The following is a 17,139-nucleotide window of genomic DNA, read 5'->3' on the forward strand; positions in this document are numbered from 1 at the left end:
TCATTGCGGTAATCGTGAAGCACACCCTCCAAGGCCGCAAGCACTTTGCCGAAGATTTGAAATGAGAGCCCGTCAGGGCTCGAAGTAAGGCCGGTCGCCTGCAATCGTCACACGCTCCATCACGCGCACATCCGGCCAGTAGTCGCTGGCGGCATAGTGCTGGCAGGCGCGATTGTCCCAAAACGCCATGGAGCCCGGTGCCCAGCGGAAGCGGCACTGATACTCCGGAATGGCGGCCTGGGCGTAGAGATGCTCAAGCAGCCAGTCGCTCTCCTTTTGTGACAACTCCTTGATGTGACTGGTGAAAGCCGTGTTCACATAGATCAACCGCTCACCGGTTTCCGGATGGGTGCGGATGACCGGATGCTCCATTGGCGGATACTTCTCGTGCAGCTCTTTCGGGTCCTTGCCGAGCCGCCGGGCGAATACGCGGGCGATGTCGTGCACCGCTGTCAGCCCGCAGCAGAAATCCTTCATCTTCTCCGACAGGCCCTCATAGGCTGCCACCATATCCGAGAAAAGCGTGTCGCCGCCGACGGCCGGTAAATCTATGGCGCGCAGGATGGAGCCGAGTGACGGCTTTTCGCGCCAGGTCACATCAGAATGCCAGGCGTTCTCCTGTCCCTTATTTTTCGCATTATGGGTGATCCGCAGGATCTCCGGGTTTTCCTGGTCCTTCGGTGTTGCCGGATGGATTTCCAGCTCCCCGAAGCGGCGGGCAAACTCGATATGCTGCTCGGCCGTGATCTGCTGGTCGCGAAAGAAAACGACCTTGTATTTTAGCAGCGCTGCCCGGATATCGGCGATCAGCGCGTCATCGAGCGCCTCGCTCAGATCCACCCCATGCAAGACGGCGCCGATCCGCGGTGTCAGCGGCCTTGCTTCAAAACGCGCAAACGCTTCAGCGCCAACATGGACGTTCATCTGATTTCCTCCCATTTGTTCTTGTTTTTTTTGCGAGCTTATGCCCAATCGCGCCATCCGGGAAGACTGGCGCCAGAGCGCTGGAGGCACGAGTCAGTTGCGGGTGTGGAATCCGAACCCGAACACTGCCATATTCATTGCGTAATCAAAGGCGATGCCTATCCCACCAAGCGCGGACCAGACCGACATGACTGAAGCTGAACTCATGATGCCTATGCGGACCGGAGAAATCCGGATCCACGATGAGGAAGGATTTGAGGGCATGCGCCGGGCTGGCAAGCTTGTCGCCGAATGCCTCGACATGCTCGTGCCTGAGGTAAAACCCGGCGTGACGACCGCCCATCTGGACGATCTGATCCGCGAATTTGTCCTCGACCATCGTGCCCAGTCTGCCACGATCGGCTATCGCGGCTACCGCCACGCCTCATGCATCTCGCTCAACCACGTCATCTGCCACGGTATACCGGGCGACCGCCCGCTGAAGGATGGCGACATCGCCAATATCGACGTCACGCTGATCCTGGACGGATGGCATGGCGACCACTCGCGCATGTATGCGGCCGGCCAGCCAAAGCGCAAAGCCGAGCGGCTGATGGACGTAACCTACGAAGCGCTGATGGCCGGGATCGCGGCCGTGAAGCCCGGCAATCGCTTCGGGGACATTGGCGCAGCCATTTCGGCTATCGCAGCCAAGAACCGCCTGTCCGTGGTCGAGGACTTCTGCGGCCACGGCCTCGGGCAACTCTTCCACGACGAGCCGAATGTCGTGCACTCTGCGCGCGCCGGCACCGGGCCGGAACTGAAGCCCGGCATGTTCTTCACGATCGAGCCGATGCTGAATATCGGCCGCAAGGATGCGGCGATCCTGCCGGATGGCTGGACGGCCGTAACGCGCGATCGCCAGCTCTCTGCCCAGTATGAGCATTCGGTCGGCGTCACCAAGGACGGCGTTGAAGTGTTCACCACCTCACCCAAAGGCTGGCACACGCCGCATACGGTGAAGCTCTGACCGGCTACTCGGGCGGCGCGTAATAGGGCGCAGCTTCCTCCGGCATCATTTCCATGGAAATCATGATCCCGTGCTCGGCGGCAAGCTGGCCGATGACGGCTCCAACCGCTTCAGCAGACTCGGGCCGGGCCTCCGCAATGCGTGGGCTGACACTCTCCATGAAAGCTTCGAACGAACTGCCCGTCGTCATCATGACCAGTTCGGTTTCGCCATCTGAACCGTTCCAGAACATGTGCGCATGGCCGCGATTGAGGGCCGCAAAGTCACCAGGGTTGAGGCGCAGCACTTCTCCATTGGACAGCACGTCGAGCGTACCGGATGTGACGTAGAAGTATTCGTCTTCATGGGTATGGGTGTGCGGCGGCGAGCCCGGGCTGCCCGGCGGAAGGATAAATTCGTAAATCGTCACCGCACCGGCCGACTCGTCGCTGGCGAGCAGAAGGCGGATCGGATGGAACGGATTCTCGACGCTCTCACCCGTTTCAGCGCGGACCAGCTTGTCCGGATGGTCGGCAACTTCAGCCACCCCTTCGTGTTCAAGTGCATGCGCGCACGCCGCCGTCGCCGCCAATGCAGCCGCGGCAAGAAACCATTTTGTCGACATTGTCGTCCCTCCACTCCATTTTCGGTGCGCGCCAGTTTTCACAAAGCCCTGCTTCGCGCAAGCTTGACGCGACCACCCCATTCGGAACATAAAAGGAACACGCATTGGTTGGGAGGTATGGATGAGGCAGGTGGAAGAAGCACCCTTGCTGGGCCTGGATGCGCCTCAGGCGATCTCGGCCCCTAAGCCCCATTGGCAAGGCCATCGCGACCGCCTGCGTACCAGGCTGGTGGAACGCGGCGCCAATGCGCTCGAAGATTACGAGCTTCTCGAGACCCTGCTCTTCGCCTTCATTCCGCGCCGCGACGTGAAGCCGGTTGCCAAGGCGCTGCTGGCACGGTTCGGTTCGCTCAGCGGAGTGCTCGCCGCCCGCCCGGCTGATCTGACCAAAGTGGCCGGCGTGGGCGAAACGGTCGCCGCCTATCTCAAAGCCACCGCAGAGATTGGTGCCCGGGCGAGCCGTGAAACACTGAAATCCCGGCCGGCTATCTCAAGCTGGACCGCCCTTCAGGACTATGTGAAACGCGAGCTCCAGCATGAGGGCCGCGAGCAGTTCCGCGTTCTATTCCTCGACCGTAAAAACCAGCTGATCGCGGATGAAACCATGGGCCATGGCACGGTCGACCATGCGCCAGTCTATCCGCGTGAGATTGCCCGGCGCGCACTGGAACTTCAGGCGTCCAGCCTGATCCTGGTCCACAACCACCCATCCGGTGACCCGACCCCCTCTCGCGCCGACATCGACATGACACGCGAGGTGATTGACGCGCTCGATGCGTTCGAGATCACGGTGCATGACCATCTGATAGCCGCGCGCTCCGGTGTGCTGAGCTTCCGTGCCCAGGGGCTGATCTGAGCCATCCTCAGTCGCAGGTGATGGCGAAGATGGCCAAGCGCAGGAAACATCATTAAGGCAACGGCATCGACAGGTTTGAGGCAGTCATCCTCGCCAACGCTGTCAGGCCGCCGATTATGAGCGGCCAAAACGATCCGGAAGCCTTTTAATGACCGACCATCCCGCCATTGCCCCCGCCCTGGGCCAGGCTCTTGCCGCCCGTGGCTATGACAGCCTCACGCCTGTCCAGGCTGCCATGCTCGACCCGCAGATTGAGGGACAGGACCTTCTTGTTTCCGCTCAGACGGGCTCTGGCAAGACAGTTGCCTTCGGGATCGCAGTCGCATCCTCGCTGCTGGCTGGTGGAGACCGCCTTGGCCATGCCGGCCACCCGCTGGCGCTCGTCGTCGCGCCAACCCGTGAGCTTGCCGTTCAGGTGCACCGGGAACTTCAGTGGCTGTACGCCGAGGCCGGCGCCTCGGTCGCCTCCTGTGTCGGAGGCATGGATCCGCGCGACGAGCGCCGGGCCCTTGCGCGCGGGGCGCATATCGTTGTCGGGACACCGGGACGGCTCGTCGATCATATCAATCGCGGCGGCCTGGTGCTCGACGCCATTCGTGTGGTCGTGCTCGACGAGGCCGACGAGATGTTGAACCTCGGCTTCCGCGAAGAACTCGAAACCATCCTGAAAGCAGCCCCCGAAGGACGGCGCACCCTGCTCTTCTCGGCCACTGTGTCGAAGCCGATCGCCAGGCTCGCAGCGAACTTCCAGCGTCACGCGGTCCGCGTCAACACGATCTCGGAAGCGAGCCACCATGCGGATATCGAGTATCGCGCGCATGTCGTGGCGCCGCCCGATACCGAGAATGCGATCATCAATGTGCTGCGCTTCCATGAAGCGAAGAATGCACTCGTCTTCTGCAAGACCCGCGCGAATGTGAACCATCTTCTGGCGCGCTTCCACAATCGTGGCCTCAGTGTCGTGGCGCTCTCGGGCGAACTCAGCCAGACCGAACGCACCCATGCCCTGCAGGCCCTGCGTGATGGCCGGGCGAATGTCTGCGTGGCGACCGATGTCGCCGCGCGCGGGCTCGACCTGCCGGACCTTGATCTCGTCATCCACGCCGACCTGCCGACAAACCAGGAAAGCCTGCTTCATCGCAGCGGCCGCACGGGCCGGGCCGGGCGCAAGGGGATCAGCGTGCTCATCGTGCCTTTCAAGGCGCGCCGCCGGATCGAACGTCTGCTCGGCGATGCAAAGGTCGAGGCAAGCTGGACAGAGGCGCCGGGCGCTGAGGATATTCAGCGCCGCGACGATGAGCGCCTGCTGAACCACCCTTCACTCAGCGAACCGGTCTCTGCCGCCGACAGCGAGATGGCAAAGGCCCTGATCGACATTCACGGCGCCGAACAGGTTGCCGCCGCCTTCGTCGCACTCCACCGCGCGAAGCGGTCAGCGCCGGAAGACCTGATGCCCGTGCCGGAGGATCGCGGTCCAGCCAGAGACGGAGATCGCGATGCCCGCCGCAAGCCGCGCGAACAGCGTGCGCCGAGGGAGTCCCGTGACGATTTCGAGGATGGCGTGTGGATCAACCTGTCTGTCGGGCGCAAATCAGGAGCCGAGCCGCGCTGGCTGTTGCCGATGCTCTGCAAGTCCGGAGGGCTAGACCGCACTCAGATCGGGGCCATCCGCATCGAGGAGTCCCATAGCCGCGTCGAGCTGAAACCCGACAGTGTCGAGCCATTCTTTGCCACGATCGGCGCCGATGGCCGGCTTGAGAAATCGATCACCGCATGGCGCGAGGGCGACGAACCGCCAGGCCGGGCCGCCTATTCCGGGCAAAACGCGGCGCCCGCAACTTCTGCCGACACGACGAAAAAGAAGAAGAAGCCCAAACCGCACCGGGGCGACTGGTCGCCGGAAGAAAAACCGCGAAAGCCCCGCCCCACGCCGCCTTCAGAACTTGAAAGCCAGCCCCGGGACAAAGCGAAGCGGTCAAAGCCAAAGAAGCACCAGCATCGCCATGGTCCCTCTGGCATGAGCCCGCCCAAGCGGCCGAAAACCAAGCGCCCAAAATCCTGAGGGCCGACTGGACGCTGTGCCCTCCAGGTCACAGCGGAGCCTGATGGTCGATTTGTTTCCTGCATCCGGTTGACCGGGATGCGGCAATCTGTCATTTGCCCCGCCTCATTCAACATCAGGAGCGAGCGATGAGAGATCGCACGGTCAATCTGAAGGCATATCCCGCCGCCCTGCCACAGGGTCGCGAACTTATGCCCATGGAGGATGTTGGATGACGGGCTGACTGTCAGCCCAGCCGGGAAGCCCCGGTTTATACGCACCCTCCACGCGCTTCAGCCTGGAGGGTTTTTCTTTCTCTGCCATTCAGGTTGCCGCGTGGAGGGGTGAGGTGCGGTCGCGCCAGCGATGAGACGCTCCAGTGGAGCGTTTCAAGCAATGAACGAGATCATGACTTGCATGATCTCTGGCGACACACTTCACACCCAAAGCAAAGGAGGGCTCGTCTGACGAGCAAGACAAATGAGTGATTTTGAAGTGATCGAGACCGCGCGCGGCGGGACGATCAAGGCTTGGGTCAAGGGCGTTCCGGTCGAGCCGGCCGCCCGCAATCAGCTGGAGAATGTGGCGGGGCTACCCTTCGTCCATTCCCACCTGGCGGTGATGCCGGACGTGCACTTCGGGCGCGGCGCGACCGTGGGCTCGGTGATCCCGACGAAGGGGGCCATTATCCCGGCCGCCGTCGGCGTGGACATCGGGTGCGGCATGATGGCGATCCGGACCAGCCTGAAGGCAGATCACCTGCCCGACACGCTGAAGCCGGTCCGCCGGGCCATCGAACGGGCGATCCCGGTCGGCAATGGCAAGGGTGGAAGCCACAAGCACGTCCCGGCCATGGCCGAGACGAAGCTCAAGCACTCCGGCCTGATGGACCGTTTCGACCGCATTCGCGAGCGGCATGGCAAGATCAAGTCCGCCACCTACACCACGCAGCTCGGCACGCTGGGCGGCGGGAACCACTTCATCGAGCTGTGCCTCGACGAAGCCGGTGATGTGTGGGTGATGCTGCACTCGGGATCGCGCGGGACCGGTAACCGGATCGGGACCTACTTCATCGAAGAGGCCCGCCGCGCGCTGGAAACCCGCGTCCTCGGCTACCACGTGCCGGACCGTGACCTCGCCTTCTTCGTCGAAGGTGAACCGCTGTTCGACGACTATGTCGAGGCCGTTGGCTGGGCGCAGGACTATGCCCGCCTCAATCGCGAGGTGATGATGGCCCGCGTCCTCATGGCGCTGCGGGAGACGTTCCCGAGCTTCACGACGGACAAGCACGCGGTGAACTGCCACCACAACTATGTGGAGAAGGAACACCACTTCGGCGCCGACGTCTGGGTGACCCGCAAGGGCGCCGTACGCGCCGGCGAGGGAGAGCTAGGCATCATTCCGGGCTCGATGGGGGCAAAATCCTTCATCGTGCGTGGCAAGGGCCATGCGGACTCCTTCTGCTCCTGTTCGCACGGGGCTGGCCGGGCCATGTCACGGACCGAAGCACGCAAGCGCTTCACCGTGGATGACCACATTGCCGCGACCGATGGTGTCGAATGCCGCAAGGATGGCGGTGTCGTCGACGAAACGCCGATGGCCTACAAGGACATCGACGCCGTGATGGCAGCGCAGTCCTCGCTGGTGGACGTCGTCCACACGCTGCGCCAGGTCGTCTGTGTCAAAGGCTGACCTGATAAGTCAGAGGACCCGGAAACGAGAAGGGCGGCCCGGCGGGTCGCCCTTTTTTCTGAGCCATGCAGACCTCGAATAGGCCTTATCTCCAGCCATGGCTGGAACGAGGCGCGCGCGGCCTTAGTTGCTGTATCGACAGAGACACGATTGGAGCATCGGCATGGGCCTTCTGAACAATGGCATCTGGCAGGACAAATGGTACGACACCGGCAAGACCGGCGGAAAGTTCGTGCGGTCCGAAAGCCAGTTCCGCAACTGGATCACGCCCGATGGCGCCGCCGGCCCGACCGGTGACAGCGGCTTCAAGGCCGAGCCGGGCCGCTACCACCTCTATATTTCCTATGCCTGCCCATGGGCCCACCGGGCCCTGATCTTCAGGACGCTGAAAGGGCTGGAAGACATGATCGATGTCTCCGTCGTTCACTGGTTCATGGGTGAGAATGGCTGGACGTTCGAAAAAGATCCCGACGGCCTTGTTGGGGACAAGCTGTTCGGCTCGAAATTCATGTACGAGATCTACCTGAAGGCCGACCCGCACTATACCGGCCGGGTCACCGTACCGACACTCTGGGACAAGAAGACGGGCACCATCGTCTCCAATGAGTCGGCGGACATTATCCGGATGCTCAATACGGCCTTTGACGGAATCGGTGCAGCGCCGGGCGACTACTACCCGGAAGACAAACGCAGCGAGATCGATGAGATCAATGAACGCGTCTATCACACTGTGAATAATGGGGTTTACAAGTCCGGCTTTGCGACATCGCAAGCCGCCTACGAGGAAGCCGTCTACCCCCTGTTCGAATCGCTGGACTGGCTCGATGCGCGCCTGTCGCGCTCGCGCTTCCTCAACGGGGACACGCCGACAGAGGCCGACTGGCGCCTCTGGACGACGCTCTATCGCTTCGACATGGTCTATCACGGCCACTTCAAGTGCAATATCCGCCGCCTCGCCGACTACACCCACCTCTGGCCCTATGCTCGTGACCTGTACCAGTGGCCGGGCATCCGCGAGACCGTCAATGCCGATCATGCCAAGCGGCACTACTATGAGAGCCACGACATGGTGAACCCGACGCGCATCGTGCCAGCCGGGCCCGACCTCGACTGGGACGCACCGCACGGTCGCAGCTAGGCGCCAGGGTCCCGCAAGGAAAACACTGGACTCAGAATCAGTGAGGCATCACCTTCCTCCCAAAACGAGGACGGGAGGAATCAATCATGAAGTGGATCGCTTCTGCAGGAGCGGCGGCCCTTATGGCGTGCTCAGTGGGCGCTCAGGAGGCCGACACCTGGTACCCTTCAAAGTATGGCCCGGATGACCGCCTCGGCGCGGTCGCCAATCTCAGCCCGGAAAAGACAGCTGAGGCAGCCCAGCTTATCACAGAGGGCAAGACCTATGCGCTCGGCGTAATCACCAGCCGGGAGACACCCGCCTATCCGCCGCGCCGCTACGATGTCTATGTCATGCAGCCCTCGGATGGGTCTGGCACGCCGCTGGGTGAGAACAAGGCTGTCGGCAATGATGACCTTGTGCAAACTTTCGTCGGGATAGGGAGCCAGATCGACGGCCTCGGCCACATGGGCATCGATCACTACTACTATAATGGCCTGCACGTTTCGGATTTCGTGACGCCGGCCGGCCTGACCCAACTCGGCACGCAGGACATTCCACCCATCGCGACGCGCGGCGTCCTGCTCGACATGACCAAAGTCTTCAATGCCGATCCGGTGCCGGATGGAACCGCCTTCAACCAGGCCGAAATCGAGGACGCCGCGAAGCTCGCCGGCGTGGAGATCGGCAAGGGCGACGTCGTCCTCTTCCACACCGGCGCAATGGAAGCGCACGAAGGATCAACCGAACTCATGGCCACCCATCCGGGGCTCGGCGTGCAAGGTGCGGATTATCTTGCCGGTCTTGGCGTGGTCGCGGTGGGCGCTGACACGGTCGCCCTCGAGGCCATTCCGTTTGAAAACCCTGCCCGTCCCTTCGAGGTCCACCAGACGCTGCTGGCCAAGCATGGCGTCTACATCCTCGAGAGCATGGTCACGGAAGAGCTCGCAGGCGACGGCGTGAGCGAATTCTTCTTCTCGCTGGGTGTGCCGCGTCTCAATGGCACGGTGCAGGCGATCATCAATCCGGTGGCCATCCGCTAGCCGGTCCATGCAACATGAGCAGGATACGCTGGCGCCATTCACCCTATGGGCGCAGAGACTTGCCAGCGCATCAGCGAGCGTCAAGAAGTAGAACAATACAAGCTGCCCCGCAGAGTGGCGGCACGGAGGGAACTGCGACATGACTGATACGACGGCCCAACAGCATCAGGGCCACATCACCGGCTTCGGGACCAAGGGCTACCGCACCTATGTTCTGCTTTCCCTGATGCTGGTCTACACGCTGAACTTCATCGACCGCACGCTCATCTCGGTCGTTGCGCAGCCGATCATCAACGAGTTTCAGCTGAACGATACCCAGTGGGGCCTGCTGTCCGGACCGCCCTTTGCCCTGTTCTACGCGCTGATGGGCATTCCCATTGCGATGTGGGCCGACAGGGCAAACCGCGTCATCATCATCACACTCTGCATCATCATCTGGTCCGTCATGACGGCGCTGTGCGGAATCGCGAGCGGCTTTATCTGGCTCCTGATCTTCCGCGTCGGTGTCGCTGTCGGTGAGGCAGGCTGCACCCCGCCCGCCAACTCCCTCATAACCGACTATTACCCGCCGCGAAGCCGGGCCGGCGCACTGGGCATCTATTCCATGGGGGTCACGATTGGCGGTGTCCTGGCGCAGCTCTTCGGCGGCCTGATTGCCGGCATTCAGGGCGAAGACTTCGGTGCCTGGCTGGGAACGATCGGCCTCGGCGGCCTTTTCCCCGGTATTGACTGGTCGACGGTCGGCGGCTGGCGAATCGCTTTCGTCGTTGTGGGCCTGCCCGGCGTCGTGATTGCGCTGATCATCCTGCTGACAATCAAGGAGCCGCCGCGCGGCTATTCCGACCCGCCTTCGCTGGACAGCCAGACCAAGGCCGGCTTCTTCGACGCCTTCCGGGAGTTCGGGAAGAAGCCGACCTTCTGGTGGCTTTCCCTTGGTGCCGCTTTGGTTGCCTTCGTCGGGTATGGCCTGATCAACTTCCAGGCGCCCTTCCTGCAGCGGGTCCACGGTATCGGCGTTCGCGATGCGGCGGTGCTCTACGGTGCGCCGCTGGCGGCTGTCGCGGCTGGCGGGACCTTCCTCGGCGGGTTCCTGTCAGAAAGGCTCGAAGGCCGGTTTCCGCGCGTGGCTGCCTGGCTGCCCGGTGTGGGGCTTCTGGTTTCCGTCCCGTTCTATATCGCCGCTTTCTTTGCGCCGACCCTGTCACTGGCTTTCATGCTCTGGATCGTGGCAGCCATCGCCCACTATGCCTATCTCGGCGCGCAGTACACGGTCGGCACAGCCATTGTGAGCCCGAAATCGCGGGCAACCACTATCTCCGTCCTGCTGCTCATCGTCAGCCTGATCGGTAATGGCATCGGGCCGCTCTTCGTCGGCGCGATGAGTGATTTCTTCATGGGCATGGAGATCAACAATGCTGGCCTGTCGAGCATGGCGGCGGACTTCAATCCCCGCCTTTGCAGCACGGATCCCACCTCGCTCGGCGAGACGGGTCCGGAACTCTGCCGCGCCTATGCAAACGGGCTGCGCTACTCCATGGCGGCCACCGTGCTGTTCATGATTCTCGCAGCCGCCTCGTACTTCATGGCTGCAGTGTCCTTCGGGCGCGACCGCTATCGCGGCGACGTCCCGGCTGCCGGCATGAGCGTCTAGCCAGAACCTTGAAACGGGCCTGGCCACCTGCTCTGGTGGCCAGGCCTTTTCTTCACAGGTGAAGTTTTTTCACCTGTGCCCTACGGAAAGTCTGGCCTCGGCAATCCCGATCTGCTTTCCTTGTTGAAACTGCTGAAAAGTCGCGGCGGACAAGCGACCCACACAATGAGACGGGAGGCCGAGATGGCGACAGTCGACACGACTGCCGATACAGTGAGCGACATTAATACGGGCTTTGGAAGCAAGGGATACCGGGGCTTCGTGCTCGGCTCGCTCCTGCTGGTCTATATCTTCAATTTTATCGACCGCTCGATCATCAACATCCTTACAGAGCCAATCAAGCAGAGCTTCCAGGTTGAAGACTGGCAGATGGGCCTGCTCGGCGGACCGGCGTTCGCGATCCTTTATACCATGCTAGGCATTCCGATCGCACGGTTGGCCGAACGCTTTCACAGGGTCTGGATCATTGCGATCTCTGTTTTTGTCTGGAGCCTGATGACCGCGCTCTGCGGTGTCGCAGTGTCATTCATGGTCCTGTTCCTGTTCCGGGTCGGCGTGAGTGTCGGCGAGGCCGGCTGCACACCGCCTGCCCAGTCTCTGATCGCCGACTATTTCGCACCATCCAGCCGGGCGACAGCGGTGTCGATCTACGCCCTCGGCGTCCCGCTGGGCGGCATGTTCGCAGCTGTATTCGCCGGTTTCATCGTCGGCAATCTCGACGGTCCGTCGCTGGCCGCGATGTTCGAAGCCTGGGGCTGGAATTGGGCGCTTGGCCTGGCCGACTGGCAGAATGTCGAAGGCTGGCGTGTCGCCTTCATACTCGTCGGCATTCCAGGCATACTGCTCGCTTTCATCGTCAAGATGACGATCAAGGAACCCCCGCGTGGCTACAGCGACCCGCCGGAGTTGCAGCAGCTCGAACGGGCCAGCATGGGCGAGGCCTTCAAGGTCCTTTCGAAGAAGACGACCTTCTGGCACATCGTGGCTGGCGCGACGGTCGCCTCTTTTGTTGGCTACGGCGTTGCCCAGTTCACAACCTCCTTCCTCGTGCGCACGCACGGACTGGATCTTCAGACAGCCGCTGTCCTGTTCGGCGTGATCATTGGCCTGATGGCAGCGCTCGGTGTCTTCATGTCGGGCTTCCTGGCGGACAAGATGGCGAAGCGGTATCCAACGGCGCTGTCATGGATGCCGGCGCTGGGGATGGGCCTGTCGGTACCGCTCTATGCGGTCGGTTTCCTGGCCCCGACCGTCTGGCTTGCGCTGCCCCCGCTCATGGCCGCCGCCGCGCTACACTATTTCTATCTCGGTCCGATGTACGCCATTGTTGGCGGGGTCGTGGACAGCCGCATGCGGGCGACCTCGGTGGCCATCACCCTGTTCATCGTGAACCTTCTGGGCTACGGGCTCGGGCCGCCGCTGATCGGATTCCTGTCGACCGCGCTGAAGGGCATGTTCCTCGCCGGAAACGACCTCGGCCTGACACTTGAAGCCTGCAAGGTGACCACGGAACTGTCGGCCGAAGCGGCCGCCGCTTGCGCGAACGCAAACAGTGAAGGCCTGCGCTGGTCGATCATTGCCTTCTGTTCGCTCTATGCCTGGGCTGCCATCCATTATCTTCTCGCTGGCAAGACCTTGCTGCGTGACTTGACGATCAAGTCCAGCTAGCGGAGAGGCATGGCAGTCTATACCAGCGTCAGTGACGACAAACTCGCAGCCTTCCTGAGCGATTATTCGCTTGGGAAGGCTGTGTCCTTCAAGGGTATCGCAGAAGGCGTCGAGAACTCGAACTACTATCTCGAGACCGACAAGGGGCGGTTCATCCTGACCCTGTTCGAGCGCCGGGCAGACCCGAAGGACCTGCCCTATTTCATGGCGGTCAAACAGCACCTGGCAAAGAAAGACTTTCCCTGTCCTGAACCCATCGAGGGCAAGGACGGTGTCGTCCTGCGCGAACTTGAAGGGCGCCCGGCTGTCATCGTGTCGTTCCTGGATGGCCTTTCGCCCAACCGCCCCAATGCCGCTCAGTGCCGGGCGCTGGGCGAGAACCTCGCCCGCATGCACCAGGCCCTTCAGGACTTCACCCTGGAGCGGCGCAACACGCTCGGCCCGGCAAGCTGGCCTGTTCTCTGGAAAGGCAGAAGCGCAACAGCCGAAGACCTCCAGCCCGGGCTGTCCGCCCTGATCGAAAGCGATCTGGACGCCACCGCCAAAGCCCGCGCCCAGAGCCCGGACTTGCCGCGCGGGACAATCCACGCCGATCTCTTTCCGGACAATGCCTTCTTCATCGGCGACGAATTCTCCGGTGTTATCGACTTCTACTTCGCCTGCACGGACGCGCTGGCCTATGACATCGCTGTCTGCCTGAATGCCTGGGCCTTCGAGGATGGCAGTGAGTACAACTTCTCCAAGGGCGCGGCCCTGCTTGCCGGTTATGAGTCGGTCCGTCCGCTCGAACCAGCCGAGCGCGACGTCCTGCCGACGCTCTGCCGCGGGGCGGCCCTGCGCTTCTTCATGACCCGCCTCGTCGACTGGACGGACACCCCGCCTGACGCACTTGTCCGCCCCAAGAACCCGCTCGACTATTCGGCCCGGCTCGCCTTTCACCGCAAGGCTGTATCAGCGTCAGATTACGGATACGGCGCCTGAAACTTGCCACGCGCGAGCCTTCGGCATGCCCGATTGTGCCGTTTGCATGCTTCAGGCCGCGTGGCATGCTGGCCGCCTTGGAGGGACGCAATGGCCAAGTTCGGACCGAATGGCGCCGCAATAGGGTCGGGCGAATCCGTTTCTGACCGGGATTATGCGCTGACCGATGAGAAGCCGAAAATCCGGCGGGTGCTGCTCGCCTGCTTTCTCTGTGGCATCTGCGCCAGTATCTCCGTCGCCCTCATTGCCGCCATCACAGCTTTCGTCTTCAGTTCGGCAACATCTGCCTTCGGCATGCCAGCCGCGGAATTCAGCGAACGCAGCAACTTCATGAGCGGCGCCTTCATGGCCGTGATGATGGCGGGTTTCAACTGGGTCGTGTTCTACATCGTCATCCCGGTAACCTGGGTGATGCTGTTCTTCTCGATCGGACTGTTTCCCCGCCGCGGCATTCTCCGACATGCGCCCTACTACCGCTGGGGCGCCATCTGGGGCGCGTTGCTGGTTGGAGCGCCGACAGGCATTTTCGGCGTCGCGGCGGAAAATCAGGGCGCCTTCCTGGGCGCCTTGCTGACCGGGCTTGCCATCGGCTGTGCCGCGGGCCTGCTATGCGCCTCACTTTTCCTCGCCATCGTCCGGCCGAAACAACAGCTGAGCCTGCCTGCTGCGGATGTGTTCTAGGCGGATGCGATGTCTTGACGCCCGGCGCAAACGAGGCAAGCGATGCGTCCCATGTCGAAACTGATTGAAATCTGGACTGATGGCGCCTGCAGCGGCAATCCCGGACCGGGCGGCTGGGGCGCCGTTCTGTTGTGGGGCGATCACCGCAAGGAACTCTATGGCGGAGAGTCCGAGACCACGAATAACCGCATGGAACTCATGGCGGCCATCGAAGCGCTCAACGCGCTGAAGAAGCCCTCAAAGGTGCGCCTGCATACGGATTCTGTCTATGTGAAGGACGGCCTCACCAAGTGGATCCACGGCTGGAAACGCAATGGCTGGAAGACCGCCTCGAAAAAGCCAGTCAAGAACAAGGACCTATGGCAGGAACTGGACGAGGCCTGCAAGCGCCACGACATCGAGTGGCGGTGGGTGAAGGGCCACGACGGCGACGAAGGCAATGAGCGCGCAGATGAGCTCGCCCGCCTTGGTACCGCCGAGGCCCGGATCACAGATTAGAGGCCGGTCAGCCAGCCTCTCCGGCGACAACCGAGCACTGACCCTCATTATCGCGCAGATCACGCCGAACGCCGTCGACGAACTCGCCGGCAATCTCGAACTCGGCCATCGAGATATCAACCGTCTTCTCTTCCGTGCGGCCTTCAACCTCTTCCTCGATCAGCCCGGCGGCCTCTTCAAGGCCGAGGCCTCGATCCTCGCGAAGTCCGACAATCGTCGAAACGACCTTGCGGACAGTCGCCTGGGTCGTCTCGCCTTTGTCAGCAAGCGTTGCGGCATAGCAGTCGCAATAGCCTTCGACGCTGGAACCGTATTCGGACAGGTCGGCCTCGATATCGGCATCGCCGGTCAGCATGGCCGTGCAGGCCGCGATGTCCTTAGCGGCCGGGTCTGGCTGTGTACAGGCGGCAGGTAAAAGTATGGCGGCCGCCAGAAAGGCGGCGGTTCGATAAGACGTCATGGATTTCAGCTCCCTGTTGCTGACAAGGCTTTGCCTATTCAGCCGGTACAGACTCGCGCGTGCCAAGGAAACCGCGAAGACGGTTCTCGATGATGTCATGCGCTTCGGCCATGATGCGGTCGATGAGCTCCTTGCAGGTCGGGATATCATGGATGAGACCAGCGACCATGCCGCAGGACCAGGCGCCCGCATCCATATCGCCCTCAACCATGATCTTCGGATAGACGCCAGCAACTTCTTCGATGATGTCCTCGAACTTGATGTCGGAGCCGAGCCGCTTCTCCTTCTCGAGCAGGCGCTCAACGCCGGCATTGTTCAGAACACGCTCAGTGTTGCGCAGCGGGCGCATGACGAGGCGGGTGTCGAGTTCGCTCGCCGCAACGATGGCGTCCTTCACATTCTGGTGGACCGGGGCCTCCTTCGTCGCAATGAAGCGAGTGCCCATATTCATGCCCGAAGCGCCCATGGCGAGCGAGGCAACCAGCGAGCGGCCATCGGCCTGACCGCCGGAGGAAACGAACGGAATTTCCAGTTCGTCCGCTGCGCGCGGCAGGAGGATCATGTTCGGCACATCGTCCTCGCCCGGGTGGCCGCCGCATTCGAAGCCATCGACGGAAACCGCGTCGCAGCCAATGGATTGGGCCTTCAAAGCATGCCGGACGGCCGTGCACTTGTGGATCACCTTGATGCCGGCATCCTTGAGATGCGGCAGGACAGCTTGCGGATTATTGCCAGCGGTCTCGACCACTTTCACACCGCCTTCGATGACCGCCTTCACGATGCCCGGATAATCGGGCGGCGTGGTGGATGGCAGGAAGGTGATGTTCACCCCGAACGGCTTGTCGGTCATGTCCTTGCAGCGCGCGATCTCATTGGCGAGGTCCTGCGGCGTTTTCTGCGTGAGGGCCGTGATGATCCCCAGCCCGCCGGCATTCGACACAGCTGCGGCCATCTCCGCAAAACCAACATAGTGCATGCCGCCCTGAACAATCGGATGCTCGATCCCGAACATCTCCGTGATTGCTGTTTTCATTGTCCGTACCTCCATTCTTTGGAGACACAATGCCAAGACAGCGGCAGAATGCGCAAGCATTCCTGTAGGGAAGCTCGACGCCATGTATTTGAGGCGGGGCGGATCCAAGCGTAAGCTATTGTGACCGGGAGGAGAAAAACATGAAAATCTTCGTTCATGGCGTGCCTGACACGCCTGCCATGTGGGCCCCTTTGATCGAGGCACTCGGGCTTGATCCTGCCATGACACACTGCCCTGCCCTGCCGGGCTTTTCCACGCCCGTTCCAGAGGGATTCGACTGCACCAAGGAAGCCTATGCTGACTGGCTGGTCAGCGAAATCGAAGCCCATCGCCCCGAAGGCGGACAGGTCGACCTGGTCGGGCATGACTGGGGCGCGCTGCTCGTCATCCGCGCGGCGTGGCTGAGGCCGGACCTGGTGCGCAGCTGGGCGGTTGCGAATGCCCTGCCCGAGCCAGAGTACAAATGGCACCGGACGGCCCGCATCTGGCAGACGCCGGTCCTGGGCGAGATGTTCATGGCGATGACCGGCAAGAACCGCCTCGCCGCTGCCCTGACCGAAGCCGGGATGCCGGAAGCCCTGGCCAGGGAGGAAGTCTCTCATTGGACGCCGGAAATGCGCAAAGCCATCCTGAAGCTCTACCGGTCGGCCCGAAATGCTGCCGAAGAGTGGACACAGGACATGGACCGGCTGCCACAGCGCGGCATGGTGTTCTGGGGTGATGACGACCCGTTCGTCCCGGTTGAAACCGCCGAACGGTTCACTGAGGCGCTGGGCGTGCCTTTGCACCGTCATGCCGATACCGGGCACTGGTCTGTCGTCGAGAAGGCCGACCAGCTGGCAGAGAAGCTCAGGGGACACTGGGCCTGAGCGGGCATTCCC

At 62.1% G+C, this 17,139-nt stretch carries 16 protein-coding genes; 12 read left to right on the top strand and 4 right to left on the bottom strand.

The genetic code is table 11. The features are described 5' to 3' along the window. Positions 1-72 precede the first annotated feature (72 nt). Positions 73-924: a TauD/TfdA dioxygenase family protein gene (locus D1227_RS07885; protein WP_119404452.1), complete on the bottom strand. Its 852-nt coding sequence runs from the start codon at positions 922-924 to the stop codon at positions 73-75. Between the two features lie 187 nt (positions 925-1,111). Here D1227_RS07885 and map point away from each other — a divergent pair, with 187 nt between their 5' ends. Then, a complete protein-coding gene (map, locus tag D1227_RS07890) occupies positions 1,112-1,933 on the top strand; it encodes a type I methionyl aminopeptidase (protein WP_119404464.1) in 822 nt (273 codons plus the stop codon). 4 nt (positions 1,934-1,937) lie between these two features. Here the strand turns inward: map and D1227_RS07895 are convergent, their stop codons facing one another. Then, the gene (locus D1227_RS07895; RefSeq protein WP_158586604.1) at positions 1,938-2,537 is read right to left on the bottom strand and encodes a cupin domain-containing protein; all 600 of its coding nucleotides are present in this window, start codon (positions 2,535-2,537) and stop codon (positions 1,938-1,940) included. Positions 2,538-2,658: 121 nt separating this feature from the next. On the opposite strand from D1227_RS07895, the gene radC reads away from it, so the two are divergent. The 10 genes from radC to rnhA all read left to right on the top strand — a co-directional run bounded on the left by radC (position 2,659) and on the right by rnhA (position 14,765). Further along, a complete protein-coding gene (radC, locus tag D1227_RS07900; protein WP_119376209.1) occupies positions 2,659-3,393 on the top strand; it encodes a RadC family protein in 735 nt (244 codons plus the stop codon). 148 nt (positions 3,394-3,541) lie between these two features. Beyond that, on the top strand, positions 3,542-5,455 hold the full coding sequence (locus D1227_RS07905) for a DEAD/DEAH box helicase (RefSeq protein WP_119404454.1): 1,914 nt from the start codon (positions 3,542-3,544) through the stop codon (positions 5,453-5,455). A gap of 459 nt (positions 5,456-5,914) precedes the next feature. Next, positions 5,915-7,126, top strand: coding sequence for an RtcB family protein (locus D1227_RS07910; protein WP_119404455.1), 1,212 nt, complete (start codon positions 5,915-5,917; stop codon positions 7,124-7,126). 163 nt (positions 7,127-7,289) lie between these two features. Next, positions 7,290-8,264 (top strand): glutathione S-transferase family protein, encoded by a 975-nt coding sequence (locus D1227_RS07915; protein ID WP_119376206.1) that lies wholly within the window; start codon positions 7,290-7,292, stop codon positions 8,262-8,264. An 86-nt stretch (positions 8,265-8,350) separates the two neighbouring features. Then, on the top strand, positions 8,351-9,286 hold the full coding sequence (locus D1227_RS07920; RefSeq protein WP_119376205.1) for a cyclase family protein: 936 nt from the start codon (positions 8,351-8,353) through the stop codon (positions 9,284-9,286). Between the two features lie 139 nt (positions 9,287-9,425). Further along, complete coding sequence (locus D1227_RS07925) at positions 9,426-10,937, top strand: spinster family MFS transporter (RefSeq protein WP_119404456.1); 1,512 nt, start codon at positions 9,426-9,428, stop codon at positions 10,935-10,937. Between the two features lie 183 nt (positions 10,938-11,120). Next, positions 11,121-12,605: a spinster family MFS transporter gene (locus D1227_RS07930; RefSeq protein WP_119376239.1), complete on the top strand. Its 1,485-nt coding sequence runs from the start codon at positions 11,121-11,123 to the stop codon at positions 12,603-12,605. Between the two features lie 9 nt (positions 12,606-12,614). Further along, complete coding sequence (locus D1227_RS07935) at positions 12,615-13,586, top strand: homoserine kinase (protein WP_119404457.1); 972 nt, start codon at positions 12,615-12,617, stop codon at positions 13,584-13,586. 90 nt (positions 13,587-13,676) lie between these two features. Then, a complete protein-coding gene (locus D1227_RS07940) occupies positions 13,677-14,267 on the top strand; it encodes a hypothetical protein (RefSeq protein WP_119404458.1) in 591 nt (196 codons plus the stop codon). 51 nt (positions 14,268-14,318) lie between these two features. Next, entirely contained in the window at positions 14,319-14,765 is a 447-nt protein-coding gene (gene rnhA / locus D1227_RS07945) for a ribonuclease HI (protein ID WP_119376201.1), read from the top strand. Between the two features lie 7 nt (positions 14,766-14,772). Here the strand turns inward: rnhA and D1227_RS07950 are convergent, their stop codons facing one another. Both D1227_RS07950 and D1227_RS07955 read right to left on the bottom strand, forming a co-directional pair. After that, positions 14,773-15,225, bottom strand: coding sequence for a hypothetical protein (locus D1227_RS07950; protein ID WP_119404459.1), 453 nt, complete (start codon positions 15,223-15,225; stop codon positions 14,773-14,775). A 34-nt stretch (positions 15,226-15,259) separates the two neighbouring features. Beyond that, positions 15,260-16,258, bottom strand: coding sequence for an NAD(P)H-dependent flavin oxidoreductase (locus D1227_RS07955; RefSeq protein WP_119376199.1), 999 nt, complete (start codon positions 16,256-16,258; stop codon positions 15,260-15,262). Positions 16,259-16,398: 140 nt separating this feature from the next. Here D1227_RS07955 and D1227_RS07960 point away from each other — a divergent pair, with 140 nt between their 5' ends. After that, positions 16,399-17,127: an alpha/beta fold hydrolase gene (locus D1227_RS07960; protein WP_119376198.1), complete on the top strand. Its 729-nt coding sequence runs from the start codon at positions 16,399-16,401 to the stop codon at positions 17,125-17,127. Positions 17,128-17,139: the final 12 nt, after the last annotated feature.

Origin of the sequence: Henriciella mobilis, from assembly GCF_003576315.1 — a bacterium.
GTDB lineage: Bacteria > Pseudomonadota > Alphaproteobacteria > Caulobacterales > Hyphomonadaceae > Henriciella > Henriciella mobilis.

Coding starts and splice junctions, on each gene's coding strand:
- D1227_RS07940 (WP_119404458.1), top strand. CDS start 13,677: ATGGCCAAGTTCGGACCGAATGGCGCCGCAATAGGGTCGGGCGAATCC.
- D1227_RS07910 (WP_119404455.1), top strand. CDS start 5,915: ATGAGTGATTTTGAAGTGATCGAGACCGCGCGCGGCGGGACGATCAAG.
- D1227_RS07935 (WP_119404457.1), top strand. CDS start 12,615: ATGGCAGTCTATACCAGCGTCAGTGACGACAAACTCGCAGCCTTCCTG.
- D1227_RS07885 (WP_119404452.1), bottom strand. CDS start 924: ATGAACGTCCATGTTGGCGCTGAAGCGTTTGCGCGTTTTGAAGCAAGG.
- D1227_RS07950 (WP_119404459.1), bottom strand. CDS start 15,225: ATGACGTCTTATCGAACCGCCGCCTTTCTGGCGGCCGCCATACTTTTA.
- map (WP_119404464.1), top strand. CDS start 1,112: ATGACTGAAGCTGAACTCATGATGCCTATGCGGACCGGAGAAATCCGG.
- D1227_RS07920 (WP_119376205.1), top strand. CDS start 8,351: ATGAAGTGGATCGCTTCTGCAGGAGCGGCGGCCCTTATGGCGTGCTCA.
- D1227_RS07915 (WP_119376206.1), top strand. CDS start 7,290: ATGGGCCTTCTGAACAATGGCATCTGGCAGGACAAATGGTACGACACC.
- D1227_RS07955 (WP_119376199.1), bottom strand. CDS start 16,258: ATGAAAACAGCAATCACGGAGATGTTCGGGATCGAGCATCCGATTGTT.
- D1227_RS07925 (WP_119404456.1), top strand. CDS start 9,426: ATGACTGATACGACGGCCCAACAGCATCAGGGCCACATCACCGGCTTC.
- D1227_RS07930 (WP_119376239.1), top strand. CDS start 11,121: ATGGCGACAGTCGACACGACTGCCGATACAGTGAGCGACATTAATACG.
- D1227_RS07905 (WP_119404454.1), top strand. CDS start 3,542: ATGACCGACCATCCCGCCATTGCCCCCGCCCTGGGCCAGGCTCTTGCC.
- radC (WP_119376209.1), top strand. CDS start 2,659: ATGAGGCAGGTGGAAGAAGCACCCTTGCTGGGCCTGGATGCGCCTCAG.
- D1227_RS07895 (WP_158586604.1), bottom strand. CDS start 2,537: ATGTCGACAAAATGGTTTCTTGCCGCGGCTGCATTGGCGGCGACGGCG.
- D1227_RS07960 (WP_119376198.1), top strand. CDS start 16,399: ATGAAAATCTTCGTTCATGGCGTGCCTGACACGCCTGCCATGTGGGCC.
- rnhA (WP_119376201.1), top strand. CDS start 14,319: ATGTCGAAACTGATTGAAATCTGGACTGATGGCGCCTGCAGCGGCAAT.